General features: G+C 57.3%; 14 protein-coding genes. 7 read left to right on the top strand and 7 right to left on the bottom strand.

The features are described 5' to 3' along the window. Positions 1 to 2: 2 nt before the first annotated feature. From RIN49_RS06850 to RIN49_RS06840, 3 genes are read left to right on the top strand one after another with little or no spacing between them, the layout of a single operon-like run. The gene (locus RIN49_RS06850; protein ID WP_309119414.1) at positions 3 to 791 is read left to right on the top strand and encodes a phytanoyl-CoA dioxygenase family protein; all 789 of its coding nucleotides are present in this window, start codon (positions 3 to 5) and stop codon (positions 789 to 791) included. A gap of 40 nt (positions 792 to 831) precedes the next feature. Next, the gene (locus RIN49_RS06845) at positions 832 to 1,815 is read left to right on the top strand and encodes a Gfo/Idh/MocA family protein (protein WP_309119413.1); all 984 of its coding nucleotides are present in this window, start codon (positions 832 to 834) and stop codon (positions 1,813 to 1,815) included. Positions 1,816 to 1,834: 19 nt separating this feature from the next. Next, entirely contained in the window at positions 1,835 to 2,917 is a 1,083-nt protein-coding gene (locus RIN49_RS06840) for a Gfo/Idh/MocA family protein (protein WP_309119412.1), read from the top strand. 95 nt (positions 2,918 to 3,012) lie between these two features. Here the strand turns inward: RIN49_RS06840 and RIN49_RS06835 are convergent, their stop codons facing one another. Beyond that, positions 3,013 to 4,485 carry a stalk domain-containing protein gene (locus RIN49_RS06835; RefSeq protein ID WP_309119411.1) on the bottom strand — a complete coding sequence of 491 codons (1,473 nt, stop codon included), beginning with the start codon at positions 4,483 to 4,485 and terminating at the stop codon, positions 3,013 to 3,015. Between the two features lie 178 nt (positions 4,486 to 4,663). Between RIN49_RS06835 and RIN49_RS06830 the strand changes: the two genes are divergently transcribed. Together RIN49_RS06830 and RIN49_RS06825 are read left to right on the top strand one after the other, a co-directional pair. Beyond that, on the top strand, positions 4,664 to 5,641 hold the full coding sequence (locus RIN49_RS06830; protein ID WP_309119410.1) for a metal-dependent hydrolase: 978 nt from the start codon (positions 4,664 to 4,666) through the stop codon (positions 5,639 to 5,641). 78 nt (positions 5,642 to 5,719) lie between these two features. Then, entirely contained in the window at positions 5,720 to 6,484 is a 765-nt protein-coding gene (locus RIN49_RS06825) for an SDR family oxidoreductase (protein WP_309119409.1), read from the top strand. 37 nt (positions 6,485 to 6,521) lie between these two features. On the opposite strand, the gene RIN49_RS06820 is transcribed toward RIN49_RS06825, so the two are convergent. The 5 genes from RIN49_RS06820 to RIN49_RS06800 all read right to left on the bottom strand — a co-directional run bounded on the left by RIN49_RS06820 (position 6,522) and on the right by RIN49_RS06800 (position 10,004). Then, a complete protein-coding gene (locus RIN49_RS06820; protein WP_309119408.1) occupies positions 6,522 to 7,367 on the bottom strand; it encodes an ABC transporter permease in 846 nt (281 codons plus the stop codon). Beyond that, entirely contained in the window at positions 7,364 to 7,609 is a 246-nt protein-coding gene (locus tag RIN49_RS06815; protein ID WP_309119407.1) for a hypothetical protein, read from the bottom strand. The genes RIN49_RS06820 and RIN49_RS06815 overlap by 4 nt, the downstream gene beginning before the upstream one ends. Positions 7,610 to 7,679: 70 nt before the next feature. Beyond that, on the bottom strand, positions 7,680 to 8,339 hold the full coding sequence (locus RIN49_RS06810) for an ABC transporter ATP-binding protein (RefSeq protein WP_309119406.1): 660 nt from the start codon (positions 8,337 to 8,339) through the stop codon (positions 7,680 to 7,682). Next, a complete protein-coding gene (locus RIN49_RS06805; protein WP_309119405.1) occupies positions 8,336 to 9,478 on the bottom strand; it encodes a hypothetical protein in 1,143 nt (380 codons plus the stop codon). Before RIN49_RS06805 ends, RIN49_RS06810 begins: the two co-directional genes overlap by 4 nt. After that, positions 9,435 to 10,004, bottom strand: coding sequence for a sigma-70 family RNA polymerase sigma factor (locus tag RIN49_RS06800; RefSeq protein ID WP_309119404.1), 570 nt, complete (start codon positions 10,002 to 10,004; stop codon positions 9,435 to 9,437). The genes RIN49_RS06805 and RIN49_RS06800 overlap by 44 nt, the downstream gene beginning before the upstream one ends. Before the next feature lie 527 nt (positions 10,005 to 10,531). Between RIN49_RS06800 and RIN49_RS06795 the strand changes: the two genes are divergently transcribed. Together RIN49_RS06795 and RIN49_RS06790 are read left to right on the top strand one after the other, a co-directional pair. Continuing rightward, positions 10,532 to 11,977, top strand: coding sequence for a MutS-related protein (locus RIN49_RS06795; RefSeq protein ID WP_309119403.1), 1,446 nt, complete (start codon positions 10,532 to 10,534; stop codon positions 11,975 to 11,977). 152 nt (positions 11,978 to 12,129) lie between these two features. After that, positions 12,130 to 13,467 carry a MutS-related protein gene (locus tag RIN49_RS06790; RefSeq protein ID WP_309119402.1) on the top strand — a complete coding sequence of 446 codons (1,338 nt, stop codon included), beginning with the start codon at positions 12,130 to 12,132 and terminating at the stop codon, positions 13,465 to 13,467. A 57-nt stretch (positions 13,468 to 13,524) separates the two neighbouring features. Here RIN49_RS06790 and RIN49_RS06785 read toward each other — a convergent pair whose 3' ends face one another. Beyond that, on the bottom strand, positions 13,525 to 14,448 hold the full coding sequence (locus RIN49_RS06785) for a TauD/TfdA dioxygenase family protein (RefSeq protein ID WP_309119401.1): 924 nt from the start codon (positions 14,446 to 14,448) through the stop codon (positions 13,525 to 13,527). Between the last annotated feature and the right edge of the window lie 305 nt (positions 14,449 to 14,753).

Here is a 14,753-nt window from a genome sequence, read left to right as displayed (position 1 = left end):
ACATGTTAAACCCGATCGTTGCCGAAGGCGCATTCACGGATCTCGATCGATTTATTTTCGAATCGTGGGGTTACTTTGTCATTCCGAATGTGCTGTCGAAAGAGGAAATTCAAGAATGTCTGCATGCATCCATACGAATTCATGAAGCGGCGGGAACCAACGGATTTGGTCAAGTCGGCAGAGGGTATGAGACGGAGCCGGCGATTGAAAATTTAATGGATCATCCATCGGTTTTACCGAAAATCAGAGGTTTACTCGGAGATCGATTCATTGTGCAGTCCGGATGGAATACGAAGCAGCCGGCGCGCGGCGGTATGGGAGGCTGGCATCAAGACGGATCCGGCGCCTACGATTTTAAGAAGTTAGGGTATCCGATTCCCCTCATACAGCTCCGAGCTTCCTTTCTATTAACCGACCAAGAAGAGCCTGGCATGGGGAATATGGAGTTCATTCCAGGCAGTCACCGCAGTATCGCTCCTCTTCCGGAATCGATCCGTACCGCAAAGTCGAGTACGCCGATCAGCCATGTGTTATGCGCATCCGCAGGGTCGGTCCTGGTGTTTCATAACGCTGTATGGCATCGAACCTACGAACATAACTGGGATTACGATCGCTATACCATGCATTACATCTACAGCCCTCCGTGGGTAAAGCCTTCGGACCGTTTCCATAACGATGTCGATTTTATGCAAAGAACTACGCCTCTTCGGAGAGCTTTAATGGGAGACTTCTCGAGGCCTGACGCGCCATTCGGAGCGAATTATACGCCGCCTCCCTTTGAAGTGGACTGAACCATTCTAAAAAAACGTAACGATGACGGAGGGAATTCGAATGTTGAACGTTGCGATGTTGAGTAAGTGGCATGTGCATGCAGCCGATTACGCAAGAAAGTTACAATCTCACGGAAATGTGAAGCTCACGGCCGTCTGGGACGAACAGCCGGAACGCGGAAGCGAATGGGCTGCCCAATTGGGAGCGGATTTCGAAGCGGATCTGGATACTCTCTTACAACGAGAAGACATCGATGGAGTCGTGGTGGATGCGCCTACAAGTATGCACGCAGACGTCATGGTGGCTGCCGCCGAGGCCGGCAAACACATTTTTACCGAGAAAGCCATGGCTCTTACCGTTGAAGAATGCGATCGGATTTCCGCAGCGGTACGCAAAGCGGGCGTAAAGTTTTGCATTTCATTTCCCGCTCGCACAAGGCCGCACCAATTATTCGCGAAGCAATTGATCGACGACCAAATATTAGGGGACGTTACGCTGTTGCGCATTCGGAACGGCCACGACGGCGCTCTGAATCATTGGCTCCCGGAATACTGGTATGACGAGAAGCAAGCAGGCGGCGGTGCGATGATGGATTTGGGCTGTCATCCGATGTACTTAGCGAGTTGGATGTTGGGGAAGCCCAAGCGAATCACCTCCATGTTTCATTATTTCACGAATCGAGCAGTCGAAGATAATGCGCAGTGTTCAATTGAGTTCGTAAACAACGCGGTCGCATTGGTGGAAACAAGCCTGGTTACCTACAGAACTCCTTCCTCTCTTGAGATTTACGGTACGGAGGGCACTTTGATGATCTCGGATGATTCGGTTCGCGTCATCTCGAAGAAGCTCGATCTCCCTTTCAACGGATGGATTTCACCCACTCAACTCCCTAAAGAGCTACCGCTTCCCATCATGCAATGGGCGGATGCACTGCTCCATGACCAGCCGATGCCCTTCGGTCTTGAAGACGGAACGAAATTGACGGAACTGTTGGAAGCGGCATACATCGCTCATAAGGAAAACCGAACGGTAGAGTTCAAATAAAGCAGGGGAGGGGATTCTTATGAGAACCGTTAAAGTAGGGATCGTCGGTTGCGGCATGATTGCGAACGGCAAACATATGCCATGCCTGTCCAAGTTAGACAATGTGCAGATGGTGGCCTTCTGTGATCTATTGCCGGAAAGGGCCGAGGAAGCTGCACAAAAATACGGAACGCCCGACGCAAAGACGTTTACAGATTATAAGGATCTGCTTGCCATGGAAGAGATTGAGGTCGTACATGTGCTAACGCCGAACAGCTCCCACGCGGTGATCTCCATCGACGCTCTCGAAAGCGGCAAACATGTCATGTGCGAAAAACCGATGGCCGTCACGGGCGCGGAGGCCAAAGCGATGTACGAAGCTCACTTACGTACAGGCAAGAAGCTAACCGTCGGGTACCAGAATCGTTCCAATGCCAGAAGCCAATTGTTAAAAAAGATGATCGCCGACGGGGAACTTGGAGAAATCTATTTTGCGAAGGCCGTCGCTACTCGAAGAAGAGGCGTTCCTACCTGGGGCGTGTTTTTGGATAAAGAGAAACAGGGGGGCGGTCCGATGATCGATATCGGAACCCACTCCCTTGATCTGATCTTATGGTTGATGGACAACTATGAACCGGAGAGCGTCGTCGGCAGTGTTTTCCATAAGCTGAAGCATACCGAAAATGCCGCGAACGAATGGGGTTCCTGGGATCCTAATGAATTCGAGGTAGAAGATTCGGCGTTCGGCTACGTGAAATTTAAAAACGGCGCTACGGTCGTTATCGAAACTAGCTGGGCTCTTAACATCGCGGAAGGCGGCGGCAATCTGCTTTGCGGAACGAAGGGAGGAGCGGATTTCGCCAAAAATGAACTGCGAATCAACGGCGAGAGGGACGGGAGTTTGTTCCTGAATAAAATCGATGTCAATCCGAATGCAAGAGAGCTATTCCGAGGAGAACAACTGACCGATTTCGAGTATGAGGCCAAACAATGGATTCATAGTATCGTGAACGATACCGAACCCTTGGTCAAACCGAGGGAAGCTATGATCGTTTCGCAAATATTAGAAGCGGTATATATTTCCACAGAATCGGGAAAAACCGTTTATTTTCATGAAGATTAAGGACGTGAAGTAAAAAGTGCTGACCGTCCGATAGGCAGCGGCAGTCTAGGACCCCGTTTACCCGGTCTATGACTGCCGCTTTTCATGTTTTATGCCTATTCCTCCGCGGTCGTGATCGCGATATGGTATTGATCCGCGTACCAGTCCACCTTGGCGCCGAGCGATTCGCTGACGAATCGAAGCGGGAGGTACGACGTGCCGGAGGAGATGAACGGCGCTTCCGCCATAAAGACGGCGCTCCCGTTTTTGAGGACGGTGCCCGTCTCGTATTCGACGACGATCGTTAGCGGCGAAGCGTCGCCTTGCTGGATCGTAACCGACTTCGTCGGATGATCCCAGACGATCTGGGCTCCCATCGACTCGAAGACGGAACGCAACGGGACGAACGTTTGCGCCCCGCGCAGCATGACGCCGTTCGCAAGGCGGACCGTCCGGCCGTCCAAGCTGACCGCGATCGGTTTTTGCACCGGCACCGGCGTATCATGGGAGAATTCCTCATCGCCCGCGCCGAGCGTCGCGCCTTTGTTCACGCCCCATCCCCACAGCGAACCGTCCTCTTTTTGGAAAATGACATGTCTGCCGCCTTCCGTCACCGAGACGACGTCTTCGGCCAGTTTGCGAAAGACGGCGTCGGTCGGCATCGATTCGCGGCTGGTCGACGTCTCGTACAAGCTGCCGTCCTTCGTTAAAACGACGATCGAACGTTCGCAATGCACCGCCTGTTTGACGTCCGCGACGGCGGATAACGCAACCGGCGATTCCTGCTTATGGACGATCGTGCCGTCCGAAACGCCCGTTCGCGTCGCCCCCCAAAACCACAGACGCGACGAAGCGTCGATCGCCAATCTCACTTCCCGGTACGCGGATATGGATTGGATGTCCCGCAGACCTTCGATAGGATTCGCCGCAAGACGAAGGGAGCTGTCCCAGCCGACGGTGTCCGTCCGGTTCACTTCCCATACCGTTCCGTCTGCATTCAACACGACGTTGTCGTCCGCGGCGCTGGCCCCGACGACGTCCGAAAGCGGCAGGACGGTGGCTAGGTCGCTATTGGCGACCCATACCGATCCGTCCGATTTCACGAAGAGGTAAACCGATTGCGACGAAGAAAACGCGATATCGACGACGTCGTCGATGCCGTCTACCGGACGGGGCGCGCCGAGGTTGCCGTTCTCGTCCGAAGTACGCACGAACACGTTGCCCGAGCGATCGAGCGCTAGCGTATGCGAATACGCTTGGACGGTTTCCTTCAATTCATTCGCTTCCGGCACGGCTTCCGTCCGAAGCTCCCCCGACGATTCCTCCTCCCAAATCCACACGGTTCCGTCTTCCTTGACGATCCAGCCTCCTTCGAAGACTTCCTCCACGTTCGTTAAGCCGACGATTTGCGTGGGAACCGCCTTCGGACCTCCCCATTCCCAATACGTTCCATCCGTCTTGACTAACGAGACGGCGCCGAACGAACGTACATAGGGCTCGACAGCCTCCGCCGCGCCAGCCGATTGCAGCGACGGCGAGGCGAGCAGGGCCGCAGCGACCGCAGCAAATAGGGTCTTCCGTATTCTCATGATCGCATCCTCCGACATTGGAATGAACAGCTGAATAGTTAGACGCACTACTTTGGGAAAAGTTCCCTTCCTCCAGATAGACGAAGCGACTTCAAGAAAATTTAAAATCATTCGCCATCGGAGTTAACGAAACGCTGTTATGGTTAAGGCGTTACGTACGAAGGAGGCGAACGAAACGATGGATACGGCAAGTCATGTATTGTTCGGCGTGACGCTCGCGGGACTCGCGACGGCGCTCGATCCGGCGATCGCCGCGGAACCCGGCGCGTTCGGCGGGGCGTGGATCGCATCGCTCGTCGTCGCGTCGCACGCGCCCGATTTCGACATCATCGCGAGGCTCAAGGGGCAAGCCGCTTATATTCGTCTGCATCGCGGCATCTCGCATTCGATCCCCGCATGGTTCTTTTGGCCGCTTCCGATCGCGCTTCTTTACGCGGCAGCGTCCGGGTTCGCGGAGGCCGCCTTGCATGTATACGCTTGGGCGTTGGCCGCGGTCGTCCTTCACGTCCTGCTCGATGCGCTTAACGGCTACGGCGTACAATGCTTACGTCCCTTTTCGAAACGTTGGGTCCATCTGGACGCGCTGACGCTATTCGATCCCTATTTATTCGTCCCGCATCTGGGCGCTGCCGCGCTATGGCTGGCGGGAGCGGTCGCCCCCGTGCCGCTCTTTCCGGCGCTTTATGCGGCGACGGCGTTCTACGTCGGATGGCGCATATGGCGGCAACGGCGGCGCCTTCGCTTGCTGCGCGAGGCGCTCGGCGGGCCGGCGAGCTGCTACGTAACGCCCTGCATGCATCTGTGGCGATGGTCGTTCGTCGCTGAGCGGGAAGACGCGTTCGTCTCCGGATTTATCCGATGCGGACGAATCGAGGATTCGGTCGAAATCCCGAAGGGAGAGCCGCTCGCCGATCATCCGCTCGTCGAAGCGTCCAAGCGGACCGAAGCGGTTCGTTCTTTCCTCGCATTCGCGCAGCGAGCGCATGTTTTCATTTCCGAGGACGATTCCGGAACGGTCGTCGCGTGGCGCGACATGCGCTTCCGGTTCGGGCGCCGCCTCCCGTTCGGAGCGGACGTCGCGTTCGATCGACAACGGGCGATCGTGTCGGAACGGATCGGCTGGCGCAAGAAGGCGTGGGAAGGACCTTACGTTTGAAATAGGAGAGCAACCTCTCGAAAGGAAGGGTGTGGTACAACAGAGATGCAGTAAAAATGACGCCAGGAGTTGAAACGCATGGGGAAGTTAGTGAACAAAGTAGCGATCGTGACAGGAGGGAGCCGGGGAATCGGCCGGGCGATCGCACAGCGGCTCGGCCGCGAAGGAGCGACGGTCGTCGTGCATTACGCCGCGAACCGAAGCGCGGCCGAGGAGGTGGTCGGCGAGATTATTGGAGGCGGAGGCTCCGCATTTTCCTTGGGCTCCGATCTCGGAACGCTTGATGGGATCCACACCTTCTATGCGGGCTTGGAACGAGAGTTGGCGACGAGATTCGGTACGGCCGGGTTCGATATTCTCGTGAATAATGCGGGGACAGGCCTTGCGGCGGCCATCGAGGATACGAAGGAGGAGGACTTCGATTCGCTGATGTCGCTGAACGTGAAGGCGCCCTTCTTTATGATCCAACAGGCGCTGCCCCATCTCCGTAACGATGGACGCATCATTCAAATTTCTTCGGCCGTCACCCGCATGTCCCTGCCGGCCATTCCCGCGTACAGTATGTCGAAGGCGGCCGTCAACGGATTGACGCTATCGCTCGCCAAACAGCTCGGCCCGCGCGGGATTACGATCAATGCGATCGCGCCGGGATTCGTCGCTACGGATATGAATGCCGGCATGCTGCAGGATCCGGGAAGCCGTCGTTTCGGCGCCGACTTTTCCATTTTCGGCAGGTGGGGGGAGCCGCAAGATATTGCGGATATCGCGGCGTTCCTCGCGTCCCCCGAGGGCGGGTGGATCACCGGTCAGATCCTGGATGCAAGCGGCGGATCCCACCTATAAAATACAATGGCCCCGAGACTCGGGGCTATTGCTATTGTTATAGATCCTTCCGGCTGAACGCTCGGCACCCGAGCAAGAGCAGAAGCGCCGCATACCCTGCCGTATAGAATAAGAAGGAGTTCGAAGGAACGCTCGATATGGAAAAGGGGCCCATGTCGGAGAGCGCCAGTCCCGCCCAATCCGCTCCCCCGATCACCTCATAGAGGCTTCTTCGGTAAACCGAATCGGTGGGCAGAAGGAGCCCGATCAGCAATACGAATTTATCCAATGCCGGGTGAGAGCCTTCATAGACCGTTATCCCTTCGACGAGACCGGTAAAGAGCGCAAGACCGTACAGCAGGGCGGCGCAGATCCCGTTCCCCAGCATCGGCAAATAGACGGAGCCCAGCATGGTCAGCGACAAGAGAAGAAGCGGCATCCAGATAAATAGTCCAAAGCCTCGCAGCACGTCCCCCGCCAGCACGGGAAGTCCGGCCAAGCTGTGAATGGTCCAAATGACGGAAAGGAACAGGATGGCGCTGTACACGGCGATCCAGACGGCGTGCCCCAGCCATTTGGCCAAATAAAGCTTCCAGCGGGGGAGGGGCCGGGCGGCGACGGCCAGCAACAAACCGTTCTCTTGCTCGCCCGTGACGGTTCCCATGGACGAGAAGAGCACGAAGAAGGCCGACAAAAATTGCGCAAAGAAAAGACCCAGCACCATCAGCACCATGCTGTTCAACAATCGTTCGGCGGGGGAACTTTGACTTTGCCCGGCTACGTCGGCCAGCTCCCTAGCTCCGAAGGCGAACAAGACCAGAAAGACGAAGGTCAGAACGATCGTAACGAGGAACACCCGCTTGCGGGTCAGCTCCTTGAAGGTGGCGGAGATGTACATGGTCATTGCGAGACGCCTCCTTCTCGAGATCGGGCCATCCGGAGGAACCAGGCTTCAAGATTGTTCGGCTCGGGGCCGGATTCGTAAAGCGTCAGGCCGTTCCGGATCAATAAAGAACACAAGTAGCCGGCTTGCTCCCGGTCCATTACGCGGGCGGATAGGAGGGCGTTGCCGCTCGCATCCGCGTCGACCAGGCGCAGCAGCGGGGAGGAGAAGGCGGCGCCGACGGCATTCTTCAGCTCCGCCAACGTCTCCGGAAGCCAGCCGCCAAGCCGGAAGCGCCAATTCGCCCCGCTATCGCCGGCACCGCCGAGCAGCTTATACAGCGGACGCCAGCAGCTCGCCTCCGTACAGGAAGGCGGCTTCGTCGCAAAGCTCCTCCACGTCCTCTAGTAGATGGGTATTAAGGAACACCGTCACGCCCTTGCCCCGAAGCCGCTTCAGCAGGCTGCGGATCTCGTAACGCCCGACGGGATCTAAGGCCGAAGCGGGTTCGTCCAGAATGACCAGCTCGGGCTCCAGGAGAAGGGCGGCCGCCAGGCCGAGGCGCTGCTGCATCCCCTTGGAGAAGCCGCCGACCCGGCGGTCTGCTGCATCCAGCAGACCGACCAGCTCCAACGTGTCCCGTACTCGGGTGCGGAACGAGGGGGCCCGCGTTTCCTGGGGCCGCAAGCCCCCCAGCTGACCATGGAAGCGAAGCGCTTCGACCGGAGTCAGCCAATCTTGAAAACGGAACAGCTCGGGCAAATACCCGAGCTTGCGCCGTGCCTCAGGCCGGCCGAGGGGCTGTCCCAGCACGGCGGCCCGCCCGGAATCGGGGCGGTGGAGGCCGGCCAGCATTTTAACGAAGGTGCTCTTGCCGGCGCCGTTAGGTCCCAGCAGGCCGAAGATGCAGCCCGCCGGCACCTGCAGGGTGATGCCGCGGCAGCCGCCGCGGCCGTTATAGGTCTTGGTCAGATCCTCGGTGTCGATCATCATGGCAGTAGGAGCCCCTCCGCGGCCCGCAGGAAGGCGGCTTCTGTGGAGAACTGTTCCATATCCCCGCTCAGCAATCCCATCCGGTCTCCGTCCAGCCAGAGCAGGTATCGTCTCCCGCCGTCCTCGGTTAGGATCGCATCATGTCCGCCCAACCGGAAATTCGTGGTTACGCCGTCGCGTGACGGAACCGGCAGCGTGCTCTGCCAATCGCCGATAGCGGCCAGTTTGGTCCGCAGGCTGTCCGGCAGCACGGGCAGCCCCAGCACCGCTTCGCGGACTTGGGCCGGATCGATGCCGTCTTCCACGGTGAGCTCCGGCTTGCCGAATTGGAGCAGTCGCACCGGCTTGCCCGACAAGCTGCCCGCCGCAGCGACGCCGTCCGGAATGTGCAGCCGGATCGCTTTCCCATCCGCTTCGGCCGGCAGGGTGGTGGCGCCGCCCAGACGGGTGAGCAGCCGATTGACCGCATCCACATTCAGATTCAAGGTGAGCGCGGTAGCAGGCTGGTATTCGGCCGACGGAGAGTCCTCCAACCGGAGCAGGGGGCCGCCCATCCGTCGTTCCGCTTCGTCCCAAGTCACGGTACGGGCCTCGCCGCCGCCGGATTGGGATAAAGTACCGTACTGGGCCAGGTTGAAGCTCCGGTCTCCCTCGGGCGAGCCGCTCTCCAGAATGCCCGAGATGGTCGCCATGTCGTCCGCCGAAACCTCGACTCCGACCATGTGCTGAATGCGGAAGGTTTGCATCATGACGGCCAACGCCCGATCCCCCATGGGGGTGGCGAACAAGCCGATCGCCATGACGGCGGCGGCGACTCCGGCGGTCCATCTCCGAAGCCTGCATTTGGCAGGTCTTTCCGTCCGCCAGACGCCGGGCATCCCGTTACCCCATGCCGCGTTGGGAGTCTTCGTCGCCCCGAATGATCCTTTCATCTTCATCTCGTTCGCACCATCCTTCTCGTTATGATCTTGATTCCCATCCAATAGCAACCGTATTGTTTCGTCCGGCTGCAGGCTTGCCTCCGCCTGTTTCCAAAACGCCGGAACCGGCTCCCGGGCCGCCCGCTTCTCGAACCGACGCCAAGCCCGATCCGGATCAAATGCCGGTTCCCCGCCGGTCCGCTTCGTTCCGTCCGCCATCGTGTCGCCTCTCCTCCTGTTCGTATTTCTTCTTCATCCGTTCTTCCGCCCGGGCCAGCAGCGTACCGACAATCTTCGGATCGACCTCCAGCCGGAGGGCGATCTCTTCATAGCTGTACCCTTCCTCCCGGAGCAGGAGGGCTGCCCGATCCCGGTCCGAGAGCTTCCTCAGCACCTTGCGGACGACGTCCTTTTCCCATTCGCGGATGACCTGCGTCTCACCCGAAGGGGCGGCGCCTTCCGACCAGGCGGCCACGCGTGCGCTTTCTTTTTCCAATAACGCCTTGCCCGACGACCGATGTCTCAAATAATCGTACCCTACCCGGGTCAGCACCCGGTGCAGCCAGGCGCCGACGACCTCCAGCCGGTCCGGAGGGCTCCGATAGAGCCGCAGAAATACTTCTTGAGCCAGATCCTCCGCCGCCGCGTAATCGCCGGTCAACGCATGAAGCTTCCGCGCCACCCCGGAGTAATGCTCCCGGAATAATTGTTGGAATAACTCTGGTACCTGTGCGCCTTCCGCCATGTTGCCGCCGCGCCTCCTTTCGCTTATAAGACGGATGCCGAGTCGGTTTTGTAGCAGGCTTATAAATGAAAAACAATTAAAATACATTCCATAGCAATTAAAATATATTGTAAAACAATAAATATTGCTGTAAATCACTTCATTATCCGGAAGGGACCCGACCGGATTGAAAAAGGTAGCAAAAATTGACGACGCACCCTATAGGTGTAAAATACAGATAGGTGATGCCGATGAGCGAGAAACGGAAAAAGACGCCGAACGGAAGCGGTCAAAGTCAAACAACCGCCTCGGGGGGGCCGCGGACGGGGGCTGGCCGGAAGAGGATCGGAGCGACGCGGAAACTATCGTTGACTTTGCCGGCGGCCTGTTGGCAGGAAATCGATCGGCGCTGCGGCGGCGGCGATTATTCCGTATCGGAAATAGTGCGTTCGATCATCGAGGACTCCATGAGGGATGTCGATATTTTATAGGTTTGCCGCAAGGATGATATCGAGGTTGAATCTCTCTGAAGTGGGGCTGTTTGTTATATGGAATACCGGAGTATCCTATTTGCGAACGGGCGGAACACATCCGAAGCCGACGAGCCGTTCATGTCCGACGAAGCGATGTCCGACCTCGGGTTGGATACGATCCTGGATGAAATGCTGCGCGGGCGAGCGGCGGATGCCGAGCTGCGGCGATGGTTCCGCAGCCCGCTGCCGGACAGCGACGCCGTGCGCTACCGAAGCTCGGTCATGGAGGATATCGACGAACGGTTGACCCTGGAGACAGCCGAGAAGTTTGCGCTGCGGTCGAGGCGGATCACGGATTGTCTGACATCCAGCGAAGCAAGCCCAGGGACGGTTCAAAGCTGTAAATGGCGTTTAGACGCCGCGGTCGAGTATTGCAAGGCCGTGTCGGAAATGAAGGAAGCGCTGAGTCGTGCCGGCTTGCGCTCCGACGGTTTAACGCGGTGCTCCGATTGGATTTCGGCTTACGCGACGTCTAAGTCATTCGTCAGGCTGCGCGACGATGCCTTCGGACTTGACCGTACGTTCCGCGACATGAGATACAATTTCATTGCGACGGATGGACTGTTCTACATTTACGCCGGCGACGAAGAGGCGGATTATTGCGCGGAGCTGCGCAACACGTTCGACCGGGACGGGGACTCGGAGGCGTGCCTTCAGGCGATCTCCGGGCTGCAAACGCCGGGGTTGGAAGAGGAAACCCTCCGGCTGTTACGCAGACGATATCCGGCGGCATTCGCAGCGTTAGAGTCGTTCTCTCATACCCATCCGTCGTTCGTCGATCCGACGGCGATGACCTTCGCCAAGGAATTAACATTTTATATCGCATGCCTGCGATATTTCCGCGCGTTCCGGAAGCGCGGTCTATATTATTGCTACCCCGTTATAACGCAAAAGAAGGAATTACGGATCGAAGCGGGCTATGATCTTATGGCCGGGACAGCGAATCGGATGATCGCTAACGGCGTAGATTTGCATGCGGAAGCGGCTGTCGTCGTACCGGCATTTCCGGACGGACCGGACTCCTTCGCCAGAACGGTAGGACAAATTATCGCTTTAAGCGCACTGGGTTGTCCTGTTCCGGCAAGATCGGCCGTCGTTCCGCATATCGATCGGCTGTACACGCATTTCCCCAAAGCCGACCGTCCGGAGATGAACGAGGGGAAGCTGAAGGAGGAACTAACGAGGCTCCATCCCATCGTGGCCGAAGCGGGTCATGGCAGCATGGTCGTCTTGAACGAAACCTTCTCCACGACGTCAACCTACGATGCGACTTCGATGGGAAGGAAGTTGTTGGATCTGTTGACGATCCGAGGCGCGATGTGCTTGTTCGTCACGCATCTGCCCGGTTTCGCCCCGGAAGATCGCGGTGCCGATATCAAGCGGGTAGAAGAGGAAGTCGAGCGGTACGGACTCACGAAGGAACGGCTGATAAGTCGACTAAAGGAGCGCGCGCACGGATGAGGCCATCGCTGCTTTATAGGAATATGAATGCATACCACGAGGCTGGAACGATACCGGGCGATGCGGCCCTTGAGCGAGATTTGCATCTAGAACCTCTACTTCTGGCGATGTCGGATCAAGACAATTTTCTACGGGACGCATGTAAGCGGGTCATGCTTCGAACCGAAGCGGATCTTGAGACGATCCGCTATAGACAACATGTGTTGACGGACGCGCTGCGGCATCCGGAGTTCGTCGAGCGGTTATACAAGGTTTCTTCCGAGGCGTCGGAGAAATCCGCGGAGTACAGAGCCAAGATGAAACCGAATTTCGCCCGGACGATCCCGGTACGCGAGAAGCTCCGAATTGCGGTCGAGTTGTTGCCGACCTTGCTGGACTCGCTTGAGGAGCTGAGGGACGCAGGAGCTCGTCACGCGGAATCGCTTTGTTCGGAAGGTTTTCTCGATTCCTTCGCACGGCTTCGAAGCAGGTATCCCGACGCGTTCTTTCGGGAGGCGAGGGCTCATCTCGCCCGGCTGCGTCAAGCCGGGAGCAGGGGCGGCGTAAGAATCGGAGTGTCGGTCGGAGACGGCTTCCATGGAACCAACGCTGTGCTTAGGAGCTTGGATGCACGGCCGACAACCGTTTTAAGCAATCGGTTGTTCAAGGGCTATGGCCTGTTTAAGCCGGAGAATAGCCTCCGGGATGTGGAGGAGAGCGCTCTCGGCAACGTACTGTTCCTCCTGAAACGGTTCATCGACGACGCGTTAAGCGACTTCGACAGCTTGCGATCCGAGATCGGTTTTTACGTCGGATGCGTACGGCTGCATCGGGCGCTGACTCTTCGGGGATGTCCTATTTCGTTCCCTACAGCCTACAGCGCCGGGGAACGAATGCTTGATTTCCAAGATCTCTATGACCCCGGACTGGCGCTCGGACTCCCGCGACGGCCGATCGGCAATGACGTAACGGGGGGGAGCGCGTGCCTGCTGATCGTGACCGGAGCCAATCAAGGAGGGAAGTCGACGTTCCTAAGGAGTATCGGATTGGCGCAGCTCATGATGCAATGCGGCATGTTCGTTCCGGCATCTCGCTTCGAAGCGAACGTCTGCGACCGCATCGTAACGTACTTCGCCGGATCGGAGTCGCAGTTCGCCGGGGGGACATTAGAGGATGAGCTTCGCGGGTTAAATCGGCTCGTCGAACATTCGACCCCTCATTCGCTCCTCCTGATGAACGAGCCGTTCGCCGCGATCGCGGAACGAGACGGAGCGGCGGTCGGAAGGCATTGGCTTGCCGCGTGCTGCGAGTTGCAATTGAAGGTCGTTCTCGTCAGCCACAATTTCGAGCTGGCGAATTGGGCATTCGAGGAACGATCGCCCCGAGCTCTCTTCTTATCGCCTGAACGGAACGAGGACGGAAGACGAACGTACCGCATGAATTGCTGTCGGCCCGTTCGAAGCAGCTTCGGAGAAGACTTGTTCCGGCGCCTGATCGAGAACGCTTACTAAAGCAGTACGACCAAGGAGGCTGCGCGCAAGCAGCCTCCTTGGTCGTAGGAAGAGACATTACTCGGCTTCGCGTCTCTTATCGAATGTTTTGGTCATGCTCCGGCGTCCGTCCAAGCCGGTTGGGATGTCTCCGTCGATGGTGATCCTGCGGACGACTCGCGATGCGTTGCCGTAGTCGTTGACCGCGTAATGCTGCGTGGCGCGATTATCCCAGATCGCGACGTCCCCGGCTTTCCATCTCCACCGGACGGTGTTTTCGATTTGCGTTACATGCCTCTGCAGGATCGAGAAAATTTGCTGAGAATCGGCGGTGCTGAGACCGACAAAGTGTTTCACGAAATGCCCGAGCAATAAATGTCGTTCCCCCGTTTCGGGATGGATATGGACGACAGGGTGCTCGGTCTCGTATAAAGTCGAAGAAAATACCTCGTTGTGGTGTTTCAGCGCTTCATCTGTGAAATCGCTGCGCTCCGCCGCATAATCATAGGCGTTCGTATGAACGGCCCATAATTGATCCGCAAGTTTCTTCAAGCTCGCCGGAAGGCCTTCGTATGCGGCGGCCGTATTGGCCCAGACGGTATCGCCGCCGGCTTCCGGGAGGACCACTCCGCGTAACACCGAGTATTTCGGGTATGCGGCTAGGAAGGTGACGTCGGTATGCCAGGAGTTCGCCCGGCCGTTCCCATGATCGGAGTTCAGCTCCAAAATATAATCCGAACCATCCCGGACCGGAACGGTCGGATGAGCGGCCGGACGGCCGAGCAGCTTCGCGAAAGCTTCTTGTTCTCGGTCGTCCAGATGATTCTGGTTGCGGAAGAAGACGACCTTGTGCTGTAAGAGCGCTTCATGGATGAGAGACACGGCGTTCGAATCAAGACTTCCCGATAGGGAAATGCCCGATATTTCCGCACCGATCCGGCCGGCGACCGGTTTGACTGCGATCTCGTCGCCGTGCAGCACTTCTTCTCTTGCGATACTCATTTCATTTCCTCCTTGTTCTCATCGATCCTAAGATTTCCGAGCGGGAAACGAACAAAAGCCAGGGCATATCGCCCTGGCTTCCAGATGACTGGTCAGCTTTTTTGCTTTTATTCTTAAATTCCCATCGGTTTAGTCAACATAGTAATTCAATCCGGGAAATGCGTCAAGAAAGAAATAGGCCGGAAATAAAATGCAGAAAATGGATTGACACCAGGGCACGGGGGGGATATATTATAACCTATAAAACCGATTAAAATACTTGTATATAAACCGACTAGAAATCTAGAGGTTTCCCGTTTCCAGGG

Origin of the sequence: Paenibacillus sp. (genome assembly GCF_031177825.1) — a bacterium.
In the GTDB taxonomy this organism is placed as follows: domain Bacteria; phylum Bacillota; class Bacilli; order Paenibacillales; family YIM-B00363; genus Paenibacillus_AE.
This window is presented reverse-complemented; position numbering and strand designations above follow the sequence as displayed.

Excerpts from the sequence above, each read along its gene's own strand:
- RIN49_RS06795 (WP_309119403.1), top strand. The coding sequence starts at position 10,532 with ATGGAATACCGGAGTATCCTATTTGCGAACGGGCGGAACACATCCGAA.
- RIN49_RS06785 (WP_309119401.1), bottom strand. The coding sequence starts at position 14,448 with ATGAGTATCGCAAGAGAAGAAGTGCTGCACGGCGACGAGATCGCAGTC.
- RIN49_RS06805 (WP_309119405.1), bottom strand. The coding sequence starts at position 9,478 with ATGGCGGACGGAACGAAGCGGACCGGCGGGGAACCGGCATTTGATCCG.
- RIN49_RS06820 (WP_309119408.1), bottom strand. The coding sequence starts at position 7,367 with ATGACCATGTACATCTCCGCCACCTTCAAGGAGCTGACCCGCAAGCGG.
- RIN49_RS06790 (WP_309119402.1), top strand. The coding sequence starts at position 12,130 with ATGCTTCGAACCGAAGCGGATCTTGAGACGATCCGCTATAGACAACAT.
- RIN49_RS06840 (WP_309119412.1), top strand. The coding sequence starts at position 1,835 with ATGAGAACCGTTAAAGTAGGGATCGTCGGTTGCGGCATGATTGCGAAC.
- RIN49_RS06810 (WP_309119406.1), bottom strand. The coding sequence starts at position 8,339 with ATGATGATCGACACCGAGGATCTGACCAAGACCTATAACGGCCGCGGC.
- RIN49_RS06800 (WP_309119404.1), bottom strand. The coding sequence starts at position 10,004 with ATGGCGGAAGGCGCACAGGTACCAGAGTTATTCCAACAATTATTCCGG.
- RIN49_RS06835 (WP_309119411.1), bottom strand. The coding sequence starts at position 4,485 with ATGAGAATACGGAAGACCCTATTTGCTGCGGTCGCTGCGGCCCTGCTC.
- RIN49_RS06830 (WP_309119410.1), top strand. The coding sequence starts at position 4,664 with ATGGATACGGCAAGTCATGTATTGTTCGGCGTGACGCTCGCGGGACTC.
- RIN49_RS06845 (WP_309119413.1), top strand. The coding sequence starts at position 832 with ATGTTGAACGTTGCGATGTTGAGTAAGTGGCATGTGCATGCAGCCGAT.
- RIN49_RS06850 (WP_309119414.1), top strand. The coding sequence starts at position 3 with ATGTTAAACCCGATCGTTGCCGAAGGCGCATTCACGGATCTCGATCGA.
- RIN49_RS06825 (WP_309119409.1), top strand. The coding sequence starts at position 5,720 with ATGGGGAAGTTAGTGAACAAAGTAGCGATCGTGACAGGAGGGAGCCGG.